22 protein-coding genes and 1 tRNA gene are annotated in these 17,369 nt (G+C 71.7%); 4 read left to right on the plus strand and 19 right to left on the minus strand.

Going from position 1 to position 17,369, the window contains the following annotated elements; all coding sequences use genetic code 11:
* Nucleotides 1-490 precede the first annotated feature (490 nt).
* On the plus strand, nucleotides 491-811 hold the full coding sequence (locus tag HPY23_RS17580; RefSeq protein WP_091889555.1) for a hypothetical protein: 321 nt from the start codon (nucleotides 491-493) through the stop codon (nucleotides 809-811).
* A 75-nt stretch (nucleotides 812-886) separates the two neighbouring features.
* Here HPY23_RS17580 and HPY23_RS17585 read toward each other — a convergent pair.
* Nucleotides 887-962 (minus strand) — tRNA-Glu (locus HPY23_RS17585).
* 128 nt (nucleotides 963-1,090) lie between these two features.
* Between HPY23_RS17585 and rlmB the strand changes: the two genes are divergently transcribed.
* Entirely contained in the window at nucleotides 1,091-1,957 is an 867-nt protein-coding gene (gene rlmB, locus HPY23_RS17590) for a 23S rRNA (guanosine(2251)-2'-O)-methyltransferase RlmB (protein WP_091889557.1), read from the plus strand.
* Between the two features lie 87 nt (nucleotides 1,958-2,044).
* Here rlmB and HPY23_RS17595 read toward each other — a convergent pair whose 3' ends face one another.
* From HPY23_RS17595 to phnG, 10 genes are all read right to left on the minus strand, one after another.
* Entirely contained in the window at nucleotides 2,045-3,631 is a 1,587-nt protein-coding gene (locus tag HPY23_RS17595) for a CYTH and CHAD domain-containing protein (protein WP_091889559.1), read from the minus strand.
* A gap of 117 nt (nucleotides 3,632-3,748) precedes the next feature.
* Nucleotides 3,749-4,282 (minus strand): phosphonate metabolism protein/1,5-bisphosphokinase (PRPP-forming) PhnN, encoded by a 534-nt coding sequence (gene phnN / locus HPY23_RS17600; protein ID WP_091889561.1) that lies wholly within the window; start codon nucleotides 4,280-4,282, stop codon nucleotides 3,749-3,751.
* Entirely contained in the window at nucleotides 4,282-5,418 is a 1,137-nt protein-coding gene (locus HPY23_RS17605) for an alpha-D-ribose 1-methylphosphonate 5-triphosphate diphosphatase (protein ID WP_091889563.1), read from the minus strand. The genes phnN and HPY23_RS17605 overlap by 1 nt, the downstream gene beginning before the upstream one ends.
* A 117-nt stretch (nucleotides 5,419-5,535) precedes the next feature.
* Nucleotides 5,536-6,240 (minus strand): phosphonate C-P lyase system protein PhnL, encoded by a 705-nt coding sequence (phnL, locus tag HPY23_RS17610; RefSeq protein WP_091889565.1) that lies wholly within the window; start codon nucleotides 6,238-6,240, stop codon nucleotides 5,536-5,538.
* Nucleotides 6,237-7,010, minus strand: a complete 774-nt coding sequence (phnK, locus tag HPY23_RS17615; RefSeq protein ID WP_091889567.1) for a phosphonate C-P lyase system protein PhnK — start codon at nucleotides 7,008-7,010, stop codon at nucleotides 6,237-6,239. The genes phnL and phnK overlap by 4 nt, the downstream gene beginning before the upstream one ends.
* Nucleotides 7,007-7,756, minus strand: a complete 750-nt coding sequence (locus HPY23_RS33185; protein ID WP_236017689.1) for a GNAT family N-acetyltransferase — start codon at nucleotides 7,754-7,756, stop codon at nucleotides 7,007-7,009. Before HPY23_RS33185 ends, phnK begins: the two co-directional genes overlap by 4 nt.
* Entirely contained in the window at nucleotides 7,749-8,615 is an 867-nt protein-coding gene (locus tag HPY23_RS17625; RefSeq protein ID WP_091889569.1) for an alpha-D-ribose 1-methylphosphonate 5-phosphate C-P-lyase PhnJ, read from the minus strand. Before HPY23_RS17625 ends, HPY23_RS33185 begins: the two co-directional genes overlap by 8 nt.
* A complete protein-coding gene (locus tag HPY23_RS17630; RefSeq protein ID WP_091889571.1) occupies nucleotides 8,612-9,736 on the minus strand; it encodes a carbon-phosphorus lyase complex subunit in 1,125 nt (374 codons plus the stop codon). The genes HPY23_RS17625 and HPY23_RS17630 overlap by 4 nt, the downstream gene beginning before the upstream one ends.
* A gap of 3 nt (nucleotides 9,737-9,739) precedes the next feature.
* On the minus strand, nucleotides 9,740-10,327 hold the full coding sequence (phnH, locus tag HPY23_RS17635; RefSeq protein ID WP_091889573.1) for a phosphonate C-P lyase system protein PhnH: 588 nt from the start codon (nucleotides 10,325-10,327) through the stop codon (nucleotides 9,740-9,742).
* Nucleotides 10,327-10,740, minus strand: coding sequence for a phosphonate C-P lyase system protein PhnG (gene phnG, locus HPY23_RS17640; RefSeq protein ID WP_060849232.1), 414 nt, complete (start codon nucleotides 10,738-10,740; stop codon nucleotides 10,327-10,329). Before phnG ends, phnH begins: the two co-directional genes overlap by 1 nt.
* Before the next feature lie 146 nt (nucleotides 10,741-10,886).
* On the opposite strand from phnG, the gene phnF reads away from it, so the two are divergent.
* Nucleotides 10,887-11,636 carry a phosphonate metabolism transcriptional regulator PhnF gene (gene phnF / locus HPY23_RS17645; RefSeq protein WP_091889575.1) on the plus strand — a complete coding sequence of 250 codons (750 nt, stop codon included), beginning with the start codon at nucleotides 10,887-10,889 and terminating at the stop codon, nucleotides 11,634-11,636.
* 188 nt (nucleotides 11,637-11,824) lie between these two features.
* Here the strand turns inward: phnF and HPY23_RS17650 are convergent, their stop codons facing one another.
* From HPY23_RS17650 to flgD, 8 genes are all read right to left on the minus strand, one after another.
* The gene (locus HPY23_RS17650; RefSeq protein ID WP_091889577.1) at nucleotides 11,825-12,271 is read right to left on the minus strand and encodes a hypothetical protein; all 447 of its coding nucleotides are present in this window, start codon (nucleotides 12,269-12,271) and stop codon (nucleotides 11,825-11,827) included.
* Nucleotides 12,268-12,603, minus strand: coding sequence for a hypothetical protein (locus HPY23_RS17655; RefSeq protein WP_060846123.1), 336 nt, complete (start codon nucleotides 12,601-12,603; stop codon nucleotides 12,268-12,270). The genes HPY23_RS17650 and HPY23_RS17655 overlap by 4 nt, the downstream gene beginning before the upstream one ends.
* 5 nt (nucleotides 12,604-12,608) lie before the next feature.
* Nucleotides 12,609-13,082, minus strand: a complete 474-nt coding sequence (locus HPY23_RS17660) for a rod-binding protein (protein WP_060846122.1) — start codon at nucleotides 13,080-13,082, stop codon at nucleotides 12,609-12,611.
* A gap of 51 nt (nucleotides 13,083-13,133) precedes the next feature.
* A complete protein-coding gene (locus HPY23_RS17665; protein WP_091889579.1) occupies nucleotides 13,134-13,553 on the minus strand; it encodes a hypothetical protein in 420 nt (139 codons plus the stop codon).
* The gene (gene fliR / locus HPY23_RS17670; protein WP_244537667.1) at nucleotides 13,553-14,308 is read right to left on the minus strand and encodes a flagellar biosynthesis protein FliR; all 756 of its coding nucleotides are present in this window, start codon (nucleotides 14,306-14,308) and stop codon (nucleotides 13,553-13,555) included. Before fliR ends, HPY23_RS17665 begins: the two co-directional genes overlap by 1 nt.
* Nucleotides 14,305-16,392 carry a flagellar biosynthesis protein FlhA gene (gene flhA / locus HPY23_RS17675; RefSeq protein ID WP_091889581.1) on the minus strand — a complete coding sequence of 696 codons (2,088 nt, stop codon included), beginning with the start codon at nucleotides 16,390-16,392 and terminating at the stop codon, nucleotides 14,305-14,307. Before flhA ends, fliR begins: the two co-directional genes overlap by 4 nt.
* Before the next feature lie 146 nt (nucleotides 16,393-16,538).
* A complete protein-coding gene (gene fliQ, locus HPY23_RS17680) occupies nucleotides 16,539-16,805 on the minus strand; it encodes a flagellar biosynthesis protein FliQ (RefSeq protein WP_060846118.1) in 267 nt (88 codons plus the stop codon).
* Between the two features lie 47 nt (nucleotides 16,806-16,852).
* Nucleotides 16,853-17,233 carry a flagellar hook assembly protein FlgD gene (gene flgD / locus HPY23_RS17685; protein ID WP_329618817.1) on the minus strand — a complete coding sequence of 127 codons (381 nt, stop codon included), beginning with the start codon at nucleotides 17,231-17,233 and terminating at the stop codon, nucleotides 16,853-16,855.
* On the opposite strand from flgD, the gene HPY23_RS33885 reads away from it, so the two are divergent.
* The coding region (locus HPY23_RS33885; protein ID WP_338101095.1) for a hypothetical protein at nucleotides 17,166-17,369 on the plus strand (204 nt) is incomplete at its 3' end. The genes flgD and HPY23_RS33885 overlap by 68 nt on opposite strands.

Consider the following 17,369-nt stretch of genomic DNA (forward strand, 5'->3'; position numbering starts at 1 on the left):
GCACGTCCACCTGCCGCAGCTTGGCCACGACCTCTTCCGGTTTGTGCTTCTTCGTTCCCATCGCGTCCGTCCTCCGTCGGCTCAAAGCCATACTTCAGCGCGGACCACTCCGATGGGGGCTGACCACAGCCACATCAACAGCATCATGATCACAGCGACGAGCGTATGACCTTGGAACGTCCGAGCGTTGGACGATCGAGCCGAATGCGATCAGAATCATCGCTGCAATGTTGGCGGGCGTCGAGCGAAGCCTCTCCCGAGACCGCAAGGGATAACGTCGGCTAAGCGCGCCGGGCGCTCGGCCGGACGTTGGAGACTCAATCGTCGCCGGGACGATGATCATCGAGCGTCCCCTGATCGTCCCGGCCACGATCGTGACAACGCTCTCCGGATCGTCCTGCCCGACGATCCTAATATCGGACCTCCCGCCGCCGGGGCGCATCTGGCTGATCGTCGACGTCGAGCGCCACGCCGATCATGGAGCCGGTGATTGGCGCCGACCGCTCGGGGCGACGATCATATCGGGGGGGGCCGCAAGATCGTCGGCATCATCGTCACCCGGGAGGAGCCCCCGAACCCTCGCCCCGTCGCCATAGCGCCTGCCGGGATCACCAGGGGGAACGTCGGCGGAGCGCGCCTGATGCTCGGCCGGACGTTGGTGGGGATGGTGGACGCGATCGTCGCCGGGACGATGATCGGCGCGTGGCGGGATGCCGCAACGCTCATGCTTCTGTCGCTGGAGGCATTCTTGCTGGGCCTGCGGACGCCGCGGGCTGACGATCGAGACGGTTGTCCATTGGGACTCGCCTGACCGGTCCTAAAAACCGGTCCTAACGCCCCCTAGGGGGAGTCCGAAAAACAGCAAAAAGCCAATGAAAACAGCCCCTGGCGCGCCCTACGGGACTCGAACCCGTGTTTTCGCCGTGAAAGGGCGACGTCCTAGACCGCTAGACGAAGGGCGCCGTGCGGGGCGAGGGGAGCTATAGTGGGGTTCGGTCGGCAGGGCAACCGGATTGATGGGCTTGACGGGGGCCGAGGGCTCGGTCTTGTCGGCCGCGGATATGGGCCTTGAACGCGGGCGGGACGCAGGATGACGACGAGGCAGGCGCCGCGTGGGGGCGGTTGGAAGGGTGGGCCGGGCAAGGGTGGCTCGGGCAGGGGCGGGGTCAGCAAGGGGAGTTTCGGCAAGGGCGGCTTCAACCGGGGGCCGGCCCGGGGTGGGGCGGGCGGGCGGCCCGGCGGCGACGATCCGGACGGGCCGGCCCTGCTGTATGGCTGGCATCCGGTCTCTGAGGCACTGCGCAACCCCAGGCGCGTGCTGATCAAGCTGCTCGCCACCGAGAACGCGATGGTGCGCCTGACCGAGGAGGTGGGCGAGCTGCGCATCGTGCCCGAGATCGTCAAGCCCGGCACCATCACCGGGCTGCTCGGGCCGGACGCGGTGCACCAGGGCCTCTACCTCGAGGCCGAGCCGCTGGAGGGCCCGGCCTTCGACACGCTGCCCGCCGACGCGGTGCTGCTCGCCCTCGACCAGATCACCGATCCGCACAATGTCGGCGCCATCGTGCGCACGGCGGCGGCGTTCGGCGTCACCGCCATCGTGACGACCGCCCGGCACTCGCCCACCGTCACCGGCGTCCTCGCCAAGTCCGCCTCGGGCGGGCTCGAGCATGTCCCGTTCGTGGTGGTGCGCAACCTCGCCGAGGCGCTGATCGAGCTCGGCGAGCGCGGCTTCACACGGGTCGGGCTCGATTCCGAGGCGCCCGAGACACTGGACGCGGTCGGGCCGAAGACGCCGCTCGTCGTGGTGCTCGGGGCCGAGGGCAAGGGGCTGCGCCAGCGCACCCGCGAATGCTGCGACGTGATGGCCCGGATTCCGTTCCGGGGCGCGATCCAGAGCCTCAACGTCTCGAACGCCGCCGCGATCACCCTCTACGCCCTGATGCCCCGCGCCTGACGGCGCAGGGATCTCGCGCCTGACGGCGCAGGGATCTCGCGCCTGACGGCGCGGGGGTCGCGCGCCTGACAACCGCGAGGGCCGGCGTCAGCGCCAGAACGGGCGCACGTCGACCAGGGCCTCGTGGGCCTTGGCGGCCTCGGCGAGCAGATGCCGGGTGCGCGCCTCGGTGTCGGCGGTGGTGAGCCCGGCGGCGAAGACCGCGCCCGCCGGCGCACCCCGGGCGAGGTCCTGGGCGAGGGTGTGGGCGGTGGCGATGTCGTTGAGGTCGCCGAGATGGTCCTGGAGGTCGGCCAGGGCCTCGACGAAGGCCGCGTGGCGCTTGGCCGCCTTCCTGGCAGAACCCTTGCCAGTTCCCTTGCCAGTTCCCCCGCCCGCTCCCTTGCCGGCATAGAGCGCGGCGAAGAACTCGGCGCCGTAGCGCAGCTTCTTGGCGGCGATCCGCACCCGGTGGCGCTCCTCCGGATCCAGGTCGGCGAGGTGGCGGCCGCGCTTCTTCACCTGGCGGCGGCGGCGCTCCAGCTCCTCGGTGGCGAAGGCCCGGGCCGGGCCGTCGCGGAGCGCGGCGTTCGGGTTGTCGGGGCCGAGCCAGGGCCCGGTCTCGATCCAGGCGACGAGGTCGAGGAGGAAGTCGCGCCACTCGCGGCTCTCCAGCACGCCGCGCACGACGGCGTGTGCCGCCTCGCGCTCGGTCTCGAGGTGGCGCTCCAGGATCAGGAGGCCGCCCTCGTCCGGGCGCCGCTCGCGCTCGCGTGGCAGGGTCTTGCCGAGATAGACGTCGAGGTTGCGGGCGTGGCCGAAGGGCTCGCTCAGGCGCTTCAGCTCGGCCTTGATCCCCGGCATGCGCCGGTCCTCGATCACGGCGCCGAACAGCGAGAAGGCCGAGCGCAGGCGACGCAGGGACACCCGCAGCTGGTGCAGGGCCTCGACGTCGCGGCCGCCGAGCAGCACGGTCTCGTTGAGACGCATCTGGCGCAGGCAGGCGTAGGCCACGGCCCGGAACGCCGCGGAGGCGCTCATGCCGGGCTCGAGCGCCACCGGCTCGGCCTTCGCGGCGCGGCCGAGGCGGTCGCGGATCAGCGCGTCGCCGCGCTCGAACTTGCTCAGCACGCCGAGGCGCAGCGGCACGTCGGCGGCGAGCGCCCGGGCGAGGTCGAACAGGGCGGCGGGCGCGCCGCCGGTCAGCTCGAGCTCGATCTCGCTGACCGGCGAGACCCGGTCGTCGGGGGTGACGAGCCGGCCCTGGTCGAGGGCGACCTCGATGCGGCTGCCGGCCGGCCCGGTATCGGCGAGGCGGCGCAGGAAGCGGGTGACGCTGGACGTGTAGAGGGGGGCGAGATCCTCCGCGCCGCCGAGGAGGTCGGCGAGCGGGGTGCCGGCGAAGGCGGCGGGGTCGGGGTGCGGGCCGGCGACGGTGGTCTCCCATTCCGGCCGGTCGAACAGGCCGGCGGCGGCGGAGCCCCGCGCCTTCACGGTCTGGAGGTGGCGGTCGCCGTCCCGGCGCACCCGCAGGGTGTAGCCGGCCTCGCGCAGGCGGCTATCCGGCGTGTCGTAATAGACCGAGGTCAGCTCGGTCTCGGTCCAGTCTCCGGCGAGCAGCGGGTGCTCCCGCAGCCGGGCGAGGTCGGAGGCCTCGACATCCAGCTTCAGCTCGGTCTCGCGCGGTTCGCTCATCACGGCGGTCCTGATCTCCCGTTCGACCCGTTCGATGTCAGGGGTCGAACGGAAATCATGGCCGAGGCGAAAGGTTTCGCCTAGGCCTTGCCGTAGACGGAGCGCGCGAACGGCGCGTCAGCGGGCTCGCAGATGCGCGACGAGCCGCGCCGCCCCGGCCTCCGGGGCGCCGTCGTTCACCACCACGAGGTCGGCGACGACCGAGGCCGAGCGGGCGAGCCGGGCGCCGAGGTCGCCGTCCTCGCGCCGGCCGCGGGCGGCGAGGCGGGCGGCCAGCACGTCGGGCGGCGCCGTCACCTCGACCACGCTGACGCCGGGCAGGCGCCGGCGCGCCTCGCCCACCACCCGGCGCGAGACGTTGCAGGTCACCACGTGCCCGTCGCGGGCGAGGATCGCGGTCTCCCCCGGCAGCGCGTAGCCGAGGTTGTGGGCACGCCAGGACAGGGCGAAGCGGCCCGCCGCCTCGCCCTCGCGGAACGCGTCCTCGTCGATCGTGTCGTTGTCCTCGTGCTCCGAGGGCGGACGGGTGACGAGGCGGCGCGGGAAGACGAAGCGGGGCTCGTCGGCCAGAACCGCGCGGGCGAGCCGCAGGAGGGTGTCCTTGCCGGCCCCGCTCGGGCCGACGACGAGAACGAAGCCGCCGCCCGCCATCACGCGACCCGCACGCCCTGGCGCCAGACCTGGCGCGCCACCGGCACGCCCGCGGCGGGGCGCACCCGCACGAGGTCGGCCCGCAGGCCCCGGGCGATGGCGCCGCGGTCGGTCAGGCCGGTGGCCCGGGCCGGGTTGGCGGTGACCGTGGCGATCGCCTCCGGCAGGGCGATGACGCCGACCCGCTCGGGCAGGCCGAAGGCCGCCATCAGCAGGCTCGCCGGCACGTAGTCTGAGGAGAGCACGTCGAGCAGGCCTTCCCGGGCGAGGTCTTCCGCCGCGACGTTGCCGGAATGCGAGCCGCCGCGGATCAGGTTCGGCGCGCCCATCATCACGGTGATGCCGGCCTCATGCGCCGCCCGCGCCGCGTCCACGGTGGTGGGGAACTCGGCGAGCCGCACGCCCTCGTCCCGCGCCATGGCGACGTCGGCCAGCGTGGTGTCGTCGTGGCTGGCGAGCGCGATGCCCCGCTCCCGGGCGAGATCGACGAGGGCCGGGCGGTTGATCGCGTTGAAGGCCCGTCCGTCGCGGATCTTCAGGGCGGTGTTGGCCTGGATCTCGGAGAGCGAGCGGCCGCCGCGGGTGGCGTAGGTGTAGTACTTGTCGATGTCGCGGAACTGGCGCTGGCCGGGGGTGTGATCCATCAGCGAGATCAGCCCGACGGGGTAGCGCGCCGTGAAGTCCCGCACCGTCTCCATCAGGTCGGCGGACGGGATCTCGCAGCGCAGGTGCGTCCGGTGGTCGGCGCGGAAGAGGTCGGCGCCCTTCGCGGTCTCGATCGCGCCGGCGAGCTGCATCAGCTCGGGGCCGAGCCCGCTGCCGTCCGGGTCGCTGCCGGCGCGCAGCGAATCGAACACCGTGGTGATGCCGGAGGCCGCGATCTGCGCATCGTAGGCGAGCACGGCGCCGAGCGGGTGCCAGCGCACCTTGGGGCGGGGCGCGTAGTGGCTCTCGAGGTGGTCGGTGTGCAGCTCGACGAGGCCCGGGATGAGATGGTCGCCCTGGAGGTCGAGGCCGCGCTCGGGCGCGCGGCCCTCACCGATCTCGGCGATGCGGCCGTCGACCACGGCGAGCCAGCCGTGCTGCACCCGGTCGGGCAGCACCAGGGTGGCGTTCTCGAGGATCCGGTCTTGCATGGAGGTCCCCTTGATCTAAGCAGATCTCGCAAAAGTGGTCACCGGTTTTGCGACAAAAATCTGCGGCACAACAATGACTTGAGCGGACGAAGCGTTGGCCTGCCAGCGCAAGTCTGCTTAGGCGGCGCGCTTCTGGGCGAAGGCGGTGACGTCGACCACCCGGGTCGCCACCGCCTCGCGGACGTCGGTGTCGTGGAAGATGCCGAGCAGGGCCGCGCCGGCCGCCTGTCGGGCGCGGATCAGCTCCACCACCACGGCGCGGTTCTGCGCGTCGAGGGAGGCGGTGGGCTCGTCGAGGAGAAGGATCGGCCGCTCGGCGATCAGCCCGCGGGCGATGTTGACCCGCTGCTGCTCGCCGCCGGAAAAGGTCGCCGGCGGCAGGTCCCACAGGCGCTCGGGCAGGTTGAGGCGGGACAGGAGCTCCTCGGCGCGGGCGAGGGCGACCTCCGCCGCCATGCCGCCCTCGCGCCCGGCCGCGGCCACCACCTCGCGGGTGCCGACCCGCGGGATCACCCGGAGGAACTGCGACACGTAGGAGATGGTGCGGCGGCGCAAGGACAGGATCTCGCGGGGCGACGCGGAGGCGACGTCGGTGACGGTGTCGCCGTCGCGCACCAGGATCTGCCCACGGTCGCAGCGGTAGTTGCCGTAGGCCATCTTGAGGAGCGACGACTTGCCCGCCCCCGAGGGCCCGCCGAGCACCACGCACTCGCCCGGATGGACGGCGAGGTCGGCGCCACCCATCACCGGCAGCTGCACGCCGCCGCGCAGGTGGAGCGTGAACGTCTTGGCGACATCGCGGAATTCGAGAGCCGGATTCATGCGGCGAGCACCGAGGAGACGAGGAGCTGGGTGTAGGGCTCGGCCGGATCGTCGAGCACCTGGTCGGTGAGCCCGGTCTCGATCACCCGGCCGGCCCGCATCACCATCACCCGGTGCGACAGCAGCCGGGCGACCGCGAGGTCGTGGGTGACGATGACGACCGCGAGGCCGAGTTCCGCGACGAGCCCGCGGATCAGGTCGAGGAGGCGGGCCTGGACCGAGACGTCGAGGCCGGAGGTCGGCTCGTCCATCAGCACCAGGCGCGGCCCGGTGACGAGGTTGCGGGCGATCTGGAGCCGCTGGCGCATGCCGCCGGAGAACCGCGTCGGCGGATCGTCGACCCGGTCGGCGGCGATCTCGACCTTGTTGAGCCAGTCGAGCGCCGTGCCGCGGATGTGGCCGTAATGGCGGGCGCCGGCCCCCATCAGCCGCTCGCCGACATTGCCGCCGGCCGAGACCGCCATGCGCAGGCCCTTGGCCGCGTCCTGACGCACGAAGCCCCAGTCGGTGCGCATGAGCGCCCGGCGCTCGGCCTCGCTCAGGGCCGCGAGATTGCGCATCACCCCGTCGCGCATCCGGTAGGCGACGTGGCCGGAATCGGGCTGAAGCTCGGTGGCGATCAGCGACAGCAGCGTCGACTTGCCGGAGCCGGATTCGCCGACGATCGCCAGCACCTCGCCGGGATCGAGATCGAACGACACGTCGGCGCAACCGAGGCGGGCACCGTAATGCTTGGTCAGGCCGCGGGCCTGGAGCAGGGGGGCGCTCATGCCGTCGTCTCCTCGTGGCTGTTCGCCGACAGCGAAAGGCGCGGGACATCCCCTCTCCCCGCGGGCGGGGAGAGGACTCCGGCGACCTTGTCGTCGACGGAGTGAGCGGAGGCGAAGCCGGAGCGAGGGTGAGGGGGTGGTGCCGGCGGAGCTTCTTCCGGAGACACCCCCTCACCCTCGCGGCGAACCTGCGGTTCGCGGCTCCCTTCGCCCCCGACGAGGGGGGCGAAGGCCTCTCCCCGCCCGCGGGGAGAAGGGAGGCCCGCGGCTTCCCCGTTCGAGGACGGAGCTGCATCGCCCGCAAAGGGCGGATCGAGCCGGAAGCTGTAACCGTAGCGCTCAAAGCCGAGGCTCTCGTAGAAGCGATGCGCCGGCTTGGCGTCGACGTTGGAGGACAGGGCGAGCTTGTAGCAGCCCTTTTCGGCGGCGAGGCGGCCGGCCTCCTGCATCATCCGCCGGCCCAGCCCGTTGCCGCGCTCGCTCGATGAGACCACCACGCTCTCGACCAGCGCGGAGGGCATGCCCCAATGGGCGATGTTGTCGAGGATGACGAGGCAGAAGGTGCCGACGATCCGGCCCCCGACCCCGGCGACGTAGAGCCCGTAATCGGGATAGGCGTCGAGGCGCGCGAGCAGCGCATCGGCCTGGTCCAGGGTCGCGACCCGGCCGGCGTTCAGTTCGGCGTAGAGGCCGAGCACCGCCGGCAGGTCGGGTCTTTGCGCCCGGCGGACGATTGGGTCAGGCATGCGCCGCCTCCATCCCGACATGGCCGTCGGCCCGGCGCTCCTCGCAATGGTCGGTGTCGGAGCAGACGAACATCCGCCCGCCGGCATCGTCGAGCAGCACCTCGTCGAGATAGACCCCGTCCGCCCCGCAGAGCGCGCACGGCCGGTCGAAGGTCTGGACCCGGAACGGATGGTCCTCGAAATCGAGGCTCCGCACCCGCGTATGCGGCGGCACGGCGTAGATCCGCTTCTCGCGGCCGGCGCCGAAGAGCTGGAGCGCCGGGCAATCGTCCATCTTCGGGTTGTCGAATTTCGGCGTCGGCGACGGGTCCATGACGTAGCGGCCCGCGACCTCGACCGGATAGGCGTAGGTGGTGGCGATGTGGCCGTGGCGGGCGATGTCCTCGTAGAGCTTGACGTGCATCAGCCCGTACTCGGCCAAGGCGTGGAGCTGGCGCGTCTCGGTCTCCCGCGGCTCGAGGAAGCGCAGGGGCTCGGGGATCGGCACCTGGTAGACCAGCACTTGGGCCTCGTGGAGCGGCGCCTCCGGGATGCGATGGCGGGTCTGGATCACGGTCGCCTCGCGGGTGCGGGTGGTCACGGCCACATCGGCCGTGCGCGCGAAGAAGGCCCGGATCGAGACCGCGTTCGTCGTGTCGTCCGAGCCCTGGTCGATGACCTTGAGGACGTCGCTCCGGCCCAGGATGGCGGCGGTGACCTGCACGCCGCCGGTGCCCCAGCCGTAGGGCATCGGCATCTCGCGGGAGGCGAAGGGCACCTGGTAGCCGGGAATCGCGATCGCCTTGAGGATCGCCCGGCGGATCATCCGCTTGGTGCCCTCGTCGAGATAGGCGAAGTTGTAGCCGGTCTCGGCGTTCATTCCGCGGCCTCCTGCATCTCGGCCTCGGTCCCGGCCTTGGGCGCCGCATGCCGGGCGGCGTGCTCGGCGCGAAGCCGCCGCACCAGCTCCAGCTCGGCCTGGAAATCGACGTAGTGGGGCAGCTTCAGGTGCTCGACGAAGCCGGTGGCCTGGAGCGCGTCGCAATGGGCCAGCACGAATTCCTGGTCCTGCGCCGGAGCGCCGACCGGCTCGCCCAACTCCTCGGCCCGGAGCGCCCGGTCGACGAGGGCCATCGCCATCGCCTTGCGCTCGCTCTGGCCGAAGGCGAGGCCGTAGCCGCGGGTGAATTGCGGCGGCACCTCGGCGCTGCCATGGAACTGGTTGACCATCTGGCACTCGGTGAGGTCGATCTCGCCCAGCGGCACGGAGAAGCCCAGTTCCTCCGGCACGAATTCGACCGCGACCGTGCCGACCCGGATCTCCCCGACGAAGGGGTGGGTGCGGCCGTAGCCGCGCTGCGTCGAGTAGCCGAGCGCGAGCACGAAGCCCTCGTCGCCCCGCGCGAGCGCCTGGAGCCGCAGCGCCCGGTCGGCCGGGAAGTCGAGCGGTTCGCGGGTGAGGTCGCCTGGAGGAGTGCCGTCGTCGGGGGCGGAGGGCTCGATCAGCCCGTCCCGGCCCAGAAGGTCGGTGACCCGCGGAGCATGGGCGGCATCCGCAAGGGGCTCGGCTTCCGCGGCCACCGGTGCCTCGCCCTCGGCGGCCAGCGCGAAGTCGATGAGGCGGTGGGTGTAGTCGAAGGTCGGCCCGAGCACCTGGCCGCCGGGCAGGTCCTTGTAGGTGGCGGAGATGCGGCGGCGGAGGCTCATGGCGCCGGTCTCGACCGGCTCGGAGGCGCCGAAGCGGGGCAGGGTTGTGCGGTAGGCCCGCACCAAAAAAACCGCCTCGATCAGGTCGCCGCGGGCCTGCTTGAGGGCGAGCGCGGCGAGGTCGGGATCGTGCAGCGAGCCCTCGGTCATCACCCGGTCGACCAGCAAGGCCATCTGCTCGCGGATCTGCGCCACCGAGAGTTCGGGGACGCTCGTGTCGCCCCGGCGGGTCTCGGCGAGCAGCCGGTGCGCGTTGGCGATGGCGGCCTCGCCGCCCTTCACGGCCACGTACATGGGTCAGCCCTCCTGGACGCGGGTGGAGCGCGGCAGCGCGGCGACCCGGCCGGGCGCCGCCAGGATCAGATCGATCCCTTGCGGGAAGCCGGCATGGTTGCGGGCGAGCCGCGCCGGCATGTCCGCCGGCAGGGGCGAGGCCGCGAGGCGGGCGCTGTCGCGGATGCCCGGTCCGTCGAGGTGCCAGCCCTCGCGATCCGAAAGGTCGGAGACGGCCAGCACCAGGGTGGCGGAGCGGTCGGGATAGGCCGGCGTGCCCTGCGCGAAGGCGTCGAATGTCGGGCAGGCGGCGGCATCGGAGACCAGCGCAAAGGCGGCCTCGGCCGGATCGTCGGTGATGCGCGCGCCGGTATGGAAGCGCAGGAACTCCGCGACGGCCGGGCTCTCCGCCAGGCCGGCATCGAGCCAGAGCGGCGCGTCGGCATCGGCGAGGGCCAGCGCGACGGCGGCGAGTTCGGGCGTCAGCGGCGCCGGGGGCGCGAGGCCAGTCGCGAGGGCCTGGATCGTGCCGGGACGCGCGAGCGCATCCATGACGGCGCGGAAGACGCGCTGGGCGTTGTGGACGGGGTCGGCAAAGCCACGGGCGAGCATCAATCCTCTCCTCTCGCCATGGTGAAGAAGTTCACCCGCGTCGCCGCGATCCGCCGCGCCTGCGCGGTGCGTTCCTCCGCCCGGCGGGACGCGACGGGCGCGAGCGCCGCCTCCACCGCCGCGCGCCGCTCAGGGACCTGCCACAGGGCGTCGAGGGTCGCGGCGAGCCGCGCCTTCGCCCGGTCGCGGCCGAGATGGTAGGCGAACCCGGTCGCGCCGCCGGGCAGGCGCACCGCCGCCCGGGTCACCGTCGCCTCGCCGAGGTTGAACGGCCGCCCGTCACCGCCGATGCGGCCGCGGGTCATCACCAGGCCGGTCTCGGGCGGGCGCAGATCTTCGGCCCCTTCGGCCGCGCCGAGCTGCGCCAGCGCCCGGTGCAGCTCCTCGGGGCGGGCCTGCCCGCAGAGCGCCATCACGGCGCGGCGGGCGACGGGATCGGACGCTTCGGGCTGGCGGTCGGCCGGGTTAGGATGGGGCATCGCGGGGTCCGCTGGCATCTCGATTGTCTAATGGTATAGACAACCGACGATCCGGGAGCAAATGAAGTTTGGATGACGGTATGGACGCGGGCGGCGACGGCGCGGTGACGGTGCTGGCACGGGGGGAGGGGCTGGCGGCCTGGCGCCAGATCGCCGACGGCGTGGCGGCCGATATCGAGGCCGGGCGCCTCGCGGCGGGCAGCCAGTTGCCGACGGAAGCCGCGTTGGCGGCCCGGTTCGGGGTCAACCGGCATACCGTGCGCCGGGCGCTCGCCGCGCTCGCGGAGCGCGGGCTGGTGCGGGCGACGCAGGGGCGCGGCACCTTCGTGGAGACGCCGCGGCTTGCCTACCCGATCGGCCGGCGCACCCGCTTCTCGGAGATCGTCAGCCAGGCCGGCCGCGAGGCCTGGGGCGATCTATTGGCCGCCGAGACCGTCCCGGCCGACCCGGCGACCGCCGAGGCCTTGGGCCTCGCGCCTCGGGATCCGATGCTCGAACTGCTGACGATCCATCGGGCCGACGGCACGCCGCTCTCGACCGCCCGCACCTGCCTGCCGCTGCCGCGCTTCGAGGGATTCGCGGCGGCCTACGCGGCACTCGGCTCGCTCACCCGGGCCTACGCGGCATTCGGCATCGCGGACTACACCCGCCTGTCGACCCGCATCACCGCCCGCCCGGCCACCGCCGACGAGGCCGCCCGCCTCGACCTCGCGCCCGGGCGGGTGCTGATCGTGCTGTCGAGCGTCAACGTCGACGCGGCGGGCGTGCCGATCCAGGCGACCCGCAGCCTGTTCGCGGCGGACCGGGTGGAACTGGTGGTGGAGGGGTAGGGGGAGGACGTCGAAGTGCCCGCTTCTCCGTTTCCCCGCTTCCCGATGACTTGGCACGAAAAGAAAAAGCCGGGTGCTGTCCCGGCTTCCTGCAAGCATCAGGGCTGTGCGGCGACAGGAAAAGGCGCGGGCTGTCCTCGACCGGATCGAAGCAGGCGGGATGCGACTTTTCCAGTCGAGATACGCCTCTACGACCGCACTTCCCGCTTCGCCACGAAATTGATCTCGTCCACCAGCACGTCCTTGACCACGTCGCCGCCGAGACGCTCGTTGACCTTCGCCCGCACCTCGGAGAGGCGCTTGGTGATGTCGTACTTCGCCAGCTTGCGGAAATCGAGCGCCGGGTCGCCGTAGATCTGGCGGAAGGCCTCGTCGACCACGAAGGCGTTGGGCGGCACCGGCAGGGTGTGCATCAGCTTGGCGTCGGCGGTGAAGACCAGCACCGCGATGACGTAGCCCTGGACGCGGCCGTCGGCGATCATCGGGATGTTGATCGGGGCGAGCTTCTGGTACTGCAGGCCTTCGAGATAGGGCTCGGTCTTCTTCGAGAAGATGCCGTCGCCGAAGGTCACCGCGCCGTAGCACGACGCGATGGTGACGGCGCAGATCCACAGGCCGGTGATCAGGATCTTCATGACCGCAGGCTCGTGCGCGCGCTGTAGGTGCCGTCGGAGTCGCGGGCGAGCGCGGCCTGGGTCAGGGTGTCGTCGATCTCCTCCAGCGCCCGCAGGTGCAGGGCGACGACCTGCTGGTTGCGGGCGAGCTTGTCGCGCAGCCGCGCCAGGTGGATCGCCTCGGTGGTGTCGAGGGCGGCGGGATCGAGGTCGCGGGTGAGGCGGGTGAGTTCCAGGAGGCCCTGGCTCTTGCGGCGGTTGAGACCGTCGAGGTCCAAGGGCGCGCGGGTCTCCAGCGCCTCGGTCTCCTCCTCGACGACGGCCTCGAGCCGCTTGATGCAAGCGAGCAGCATGGCGGTCAGACCTTGGCCGCCGGGTTGGCGGCATCCGTCGGGGCGGCCGCGGGGGTGCCCGGGTGGGCGGCGTTCAGCATCTTGGCGATGCCGATGCCGCCGGCCTTGGCGATCTGGGTGCCGATCTGCTCGGCCAGCATCGACTTCCAGATCCCGCCGGCATTGCCCTTGCCGTATACGGTCTCGGACTTCTCCGGCATCATCGCCTCGACGAATTGCTGCAGCACCAGCCCCTCGAACTTCTTGTAGGGGTCGCTGCCGGCGCCCGACATCGCGGTCTGGTTCTGCAGGCCGGTGAGGGCGCCGCGGGCGTCGAGCGGCATGTGGGTCGAGAGCCCGACGTCGCGGGCCGCGTCCGCGAAGGCGGTCGCGCCGGCGCTGCCGGGCTGCGACAGCTTGGCGGCGGCCTCCTGGAAGCGCGCCGGATCGGCGGCCCGGGCGACGTCGAGCACGATGTCGGAGGGCGGGGAGATGCTCATCGGCAGTCGGGTCCGGACTCGTTCGGTGAACGGAGTGTTACCGCGCCTGGCTTACGGGAGGCTTGCGTCGGGCGCCGCGCCGGTCCGGGCGGCCAGGCCGTCGAGGCGCTCCAGGTCGGCGCGCTTGTCGAGCGCGCGGCGGTGGTCGTCGGCCCGGCGCTCGGCCAGCGCCTCGGCGCGCTTCTGGGCGAGCCCGCGCTCGCGCACCGCCTCGGCCTGGGCGGCGGCAGCGGCCTCGACGGCACTGGCCTCGCTGGCGAGCCCGCGAAGGCGCCGGGCGGTCGCTTCCAGCAGCATCGGGCCGTGGGCGCTCTCGGACAGGGCGGCGAGCAGCCGCGCCCGGTCGGCCTCGAGCGCGGCGGCGCGCTCGCGGGTCGCCGCGAGCTCGATCTCCGCTACCCGGCGCATCTGCTCCTGCACCGCGACGAGGCGCTTGGCGCGCTTGAGCCGGTCGCCGGCGCCGGCCGCCATCAGCCGCGCACCAGCCAGGCCGCATAGCCGAGGAGGAACTGGGTCATGAACTCGCCCGCCAGGAAGTAGAGCATCAGGAGCCCGCCGAACATCACGAACGGCGTGGCGATGAAGTAGACCGGGATCGTCGGCGTCAGCTTGTTGACGAAGCCGGCCGCGAGGTTGACCAGGATCGAGTAGATGACGAAGGGGGCGGTGATCCGCAGCCCGAGCATGAAGGCGCCGGCGACCTGGTCGACGATCCGGGTCAGCATGATCTGGCTGCCGACGCCCTCGCCGGGCGGGATGCGGGCGTAGGATTCGACGAGGCCGCGAAACAGCTCCCAGTGCAGGTCGGCGGCGAACAGGAGCGCGGTCGCGGTCAGCAGGATCAGCGCCTCGACCGCCGGCACCGGGTCGATGCCCTCGATCGGCGTGCCCGGCATGCTGCCGAACCCCACCATGGTCGAGGTCGCGTTCATCACCGTCTCCAGCACCAGGATGAAGACCCGGCCGAGGAAGCCGATCATCAGCCCGGTCAGGGTCTCGGTGGCGATCCAGGCGAGGGTCTGGGCCGGGGCCTGCCCGGCCAGCCGCGGCTCGAATTGCGGCACGATCAGGGGGGCGATGGCGAGCGAGACGGCCCCGGCGATGAGGAGGCGCACCTGCTGGGGCACCCGGGGGCTGGAGAATCCCGGCACCACCAGGAGGCAGCCGCCGACCCGGCAGAAGATCAGGAAGACGGCGAGGAAGCTGTCCGGCCCGATTCCCGTCACGAGACCGTGCCCAGCGACTTGATCTCGACGCCCCGCGCGATCTCGAGGTGCGAGAGCACCGGGAGGGTCGGGAAGATCCGCTCGATGATCATCCGCACGTAGGGCCGGGCGTCGGGGGCGGTGACGAGGGCGAAGCCGTGCGCCTCGCGCATCCGGGCACGGATCGCCTCGGAGGCCTCGGTGCCGAACTGCTCGACGAGGCGCGGGTCGATGTCGAACTCCACCACCTCGCCCTTGGCGTCGCGCTTCAGGCTCTGGTGGAACGACAGGTCCCAGCTGGCGCCCAGGCGCAGCACGCTGAGCACGCCGTTCTCGGCGAGGTCGCCGCAGATCTGCTGGGCCATGCGCATCCGGACGTGCTCGGCGATCTGCTCGGCCCGGCGCGCATGCGGGGTGATCTCCGCGATGGCCTCCAGGATCAGGTGCAGGTTGCGGATCGAGACCCGCTCGGCGAGCAGCAGCTTGAGCACCGCCTGGAGGCCCGAATAGGAGATCTGCGACGGGCAGATCTCGTCGAGCAGGCGCTTGTACTCGGGGTCGAGCCGGTCGAGCAGCGCGCGCATGTCCTTGTAGGACAGGAATTGCGGCAGGTTGTTGCGGATCACCTCGGAGAGGTGGGTGAGCAGCACCGAGGCGCCGTCGATCGGCTCGAAGCCGCCGCGGCGGACCTCGCCGGCATAGGAATCCATCACCCAGAGCGCCTTCATGCCGAAGGCGGGCTCGCGCACCTCGTCGCTCGGTACGTCGGGGCGGGGGCCGTCGCCGACCACCACCAGCATCTCGCCCGGGCGCAGCTCCTGGCTCGCCGCCACGGTGCCGTGGATCAGGATCTGGTAGCTCTTGGGCGGCAGCGCCAGGTTGTCCGAGACCTTGATGTCCGGCACGACGAAGCCGTACTGGCGGGCGAACTTGCGCCGCATCTTGGCGACCCGGTGGCCGAGCTCGGCCTGCGAGGCCTGGATCTGCGAGCCGGCCTGGCGGCCGAGGCTGAGCTCGATCTCCGGGGTCTTGAGCGAATCCTTGACCGAATCCTTCTCCTTCGCCTCGGCCTGTCTCACCGCCTCCTCGGCCTTGGCCTTGGCCTCCGTCGCGGCGGCCTGCGCCTGCAGGCGGCGCGGGATGGTGCGGGCGATGAAGAACAGGAGCCCGCTCAACGCCATGAAGGGCAGGAAGGGCAGGCCCGGCACGAGCGCGAACACGCCCATCATGGCGGCCGCCACGAGCAGCGCGCGGGGATAGGCGCCGAGCTGGCCGATCACCGCCTGCTCGGCGGTGCCCCGCGTGCCGCCCTTCGAGACGAGCAGGCCGGCGGCGAGCGAGACGATGAGGGCCGGGATCTGCGAGACGAGGCCGTCGCCGACCGAGAGCTTGGTGAAGATGTCGGCGGCGGTGCCGAGCGGCAGGCCGTGCCGCGTCGTGCCGATGATGATGCCGCCGAAGACGTTGACCGCGATGATGATGAGCGAGGCCACCGCCTCGCCGCGCACGAACTTCGAGGCGCCGTCCATCGAGCCGAAGAAGGCGCTCTCCTCCTCCAGCTCCCGGCGGCGGCGCTGCGCCTCCTTGTCGTCGATGAGCCCGGCATTGAGATCGGCGTCGATCGCCATCTGCTTGCCGGGGATCGCGTCGAGGGTGAAGCGGGCGCCCACTTCCGCGATGCGGGTCGCGCCCTTGGTGATGACGAGGAAGTTGACGGTGATCAGGATCAGGAAGACCACGATCCCGATCACGAAGTCGCCGCTCATCACGAACTGCGAGAAGCCCTGGATGACGTGGCCGGCGGCGTCCACGCCCTTCTGGCCGTTGGCCAGGATCAGCCGCGTCGTCGCGATGCCGAGCGCCAGGCGCAACAGCGTCGCGATCAGCAGCACGGTCGGGAAGGCGGAGAATTCGAGCGGCTTCTGGATCCAGAGCGCCACCATCAGGATCAGCACCGACAGGGCGATCGAGAAGGCGAGCCCGACATCGATGAGCAGCGCTGGCACCGGCAGGAACAGCACCGCCAGGATCGCCACGATGCCGGCCGCGAAGCCGAAATCCCGCCGCGACTTGCGTTCCACCGCCAGTGCTGCGCCCGCTGCCATGTCCCGACCACCCTTCGCCAAGGCTCACGCGGCACGGAGTGCCGTACGGCATCCTTTGCCGCCGCAAGCTTGCGCGAGGGTTGGGAGGGCGATCGAGCACGAAAGCGTTTCCCGGCGAGGTAGATGCCGGTTCGTCGGAAAATGCTCTAGAAGCCGGTCGCGATGCGCCCGTAGGCGGCTTCCGCGAAAGCGTAGATCTGGCCGCCGATGAAGGTGCCGGTGACGAGGAGGACGAGCAGGATCACCACGATCTTCGGCACGAAGGTCAGGGTGACCTCCTGGATCTGGGTCAGCGCCTGCAGCAGCCCCACCGCGATGCCGACCAGCATCGCGGCGCCGACCGCGGGACCCGCGGCGACGATGACGGTCCAGATCGCGGCCCGGACGAGCTCGAGGGCGTCGACCTCGTTCATAGGATGTCGATCATGGGTGACCGCTCGCGGAGGCCTGTCGCGGCATCCTACTGGATCGTGATGCCGGAGGTCAGCAGCACGTCGGCGCCGCTGGTGAGCCGCGCCTGGACCCCGTCGGCGGTCACCTTCACCGACTGGACGGTGCCGGTCACGGTGCCGTCGGCCGAGGTGAGGGTGCGGCCGATCACCGAATCGGCCTGGTCGAGGAAGCTCGAGGCGAGCAGCGAATCGAGCTTCTGGTTGGTCTTCGTCGCCTGCTCGACCTGCGAGAAGGTCGCCAGCTCGCCGACATACTGCGTCGAGTCCATCGGCTTGGTCGGATCCTGGTTCTTGAGCTGCGCCACGAGCAGCGTCAGGAAGGTGTCCGAGTTCATCGAGGAGGCGACCGAGCTGGTCGCCTTGGCGGCGGCGGCGGCGGTCGAGGTCACGCCCCCGGTGGCGCTGGTGGTGCTGGCGACGGTCATGTCAGGCTTCCGGATCGAGGGCGGGCAGGGCCGCGGCCGCTGCGAGGCGGCCGGCGACCGGCGGGCGGCGCAGCGGCCGCTCGCGCGGGCGCTCGACCCC

The sequence above is a fragment of the Methylobacterium ajmalii genome (genome assembly GCF_016613415.1).
Classification (GTDB): Bacteria; Pseudomonadota; Alphaproteobacteria; order Rhizobiales; family Beijerinckiaceae; genus Methylobacterium; species Methylobacterium ajmalii.

Excerpts from the sequence above, each read along its gene's own strand:
- HPY23_RS17630 (WP_091889571.1), bottom strand. The coding sequence starts at position 9,736 with ATGTACGTGGCCGTGAAGGGCGGCGAGGCCGCCATCGCCAACGCGCAC.
- phnF (WP_091889575.1), top strand. The coding sequence starts at position 10,887 with ATGGACGCGGGCGGCGACGGCGCGGTGACGGTGCTGGCACGGGGGGAG.
- flhA (WP_091889581.1), bottom strand. The coding sequence starts at position 16,392 with ATGGCAGCGGGCGCAGCACTGGCGGTGGAACGCAAGTCGCGGCGGGAT.
- HPY23_RS17625 (WP_091889569.1), bottom strand. The coding sequence starts at position 8,615 with ATGAACGCCGAGACCGGCTACAACTTCGCCTATCTCGACGAGGGCACC.
- phnK (WP_091889567.1), bottom strand. The coding sequence starts at position 7,010 with ATGAGCGCCCCCCTGCTCCAGGCCCGCGGCCTGACCAAGCATTACGGT.
- phnG (WP_060849232.1), bottom strand. The coding sequence starts at position 10,740 with ATGGCGCTCTGCGGGCAGGCCCGCCCCGAGGAGCTGCACCGGGCGCTG.
- phnL (WP_091889565.1), bottom strand. The coding sequence starts at position 6,240 with ATGAATCCGGCTCTCGAATTCCGCGATGTCGCCAAGACGTTCACGCTC.
- HPY23_RS17665 (WP_091889579.1), bottom strand. The coding sequence starts at position 13,553 with ATGGCGGCCGGCGCCGGCGACCGGCTCAAGCGCGCCAAGCGCCTCGTC.
- HPY23_RS17660 (WP_060846122.1), bottom strand. The coding sequence starts at position 13,082 with ATGAGCATCTCCCCGCCCTCCGACATCGTGCTCGACGTCGCCCGGGCC.
- rlmB (WP_091889557.1), top strand. The coding sequence starts at position 1,091 with ATGACGACGAGGCAGGCGCCGCGTGGGGGCGGTTGGAAGGGTGGGCCG.
- phnH (WP_091889573.1), bottom strand. The coding sequence starts at position 10,327 with ATGCTCGCCCGTGGCTTTGCCGACCCCGTCCACAACGCCCAGCGCGTC.
- HPY23_RS17605 (WP_091889563.1), bottom strand. The coding sequence starts at position 5,418 with ATGCAAGACCGGATCCTCGAGAACGCCACCCTGGTGCTGCCCGACCGG.
- HPY23_RS17655 (WP_060846123.1), bottom strand. The coding sequence starts at position 12,603 with ATGCTGCTCGCTTGCATCAAGCGGCTCGAGGCCGTCGTCGAGGAGGAG.
- HPY23_RS33185 (WP_236017689.1), bottom strand. The coding sequence starts at position 7,756 with ATGCCTGACCCAATCGTCCGCCGGGCGCAAAGACCCGACCTGCCGGCG.
- HPY23_RS17650 (WP_091889577.1), bottom strand. The coding sequence starts at position 12,271 with ATGAAGATCCTGATCACCGGCCTGTGGATCTGCGCCGTCACCATCGCG.
- fliQ (WP_060846118.1), bottom strand. The coding sequence starts at position 16,805 with ATGAACGAGGTCGACGCCCTCGAGCTCGTCCGGGCCGCGATCTGGACC.
- phnN (WP_091889561.1), bottom strand. The coding sequence starts at position 4,282 with ATGGCGGGCGGCGGCTTCGTTCTCGTCGTCGGCCCGAGCGGGGCCGGC.
- HPY23_RS17595 (WP_091889559.1), bottom strand. The coding sequence starts at position 3,631 with ATGAGCGAACCGCGCGAGACCGAGCTGAAGCTGGATGTCGAGGCCTCC.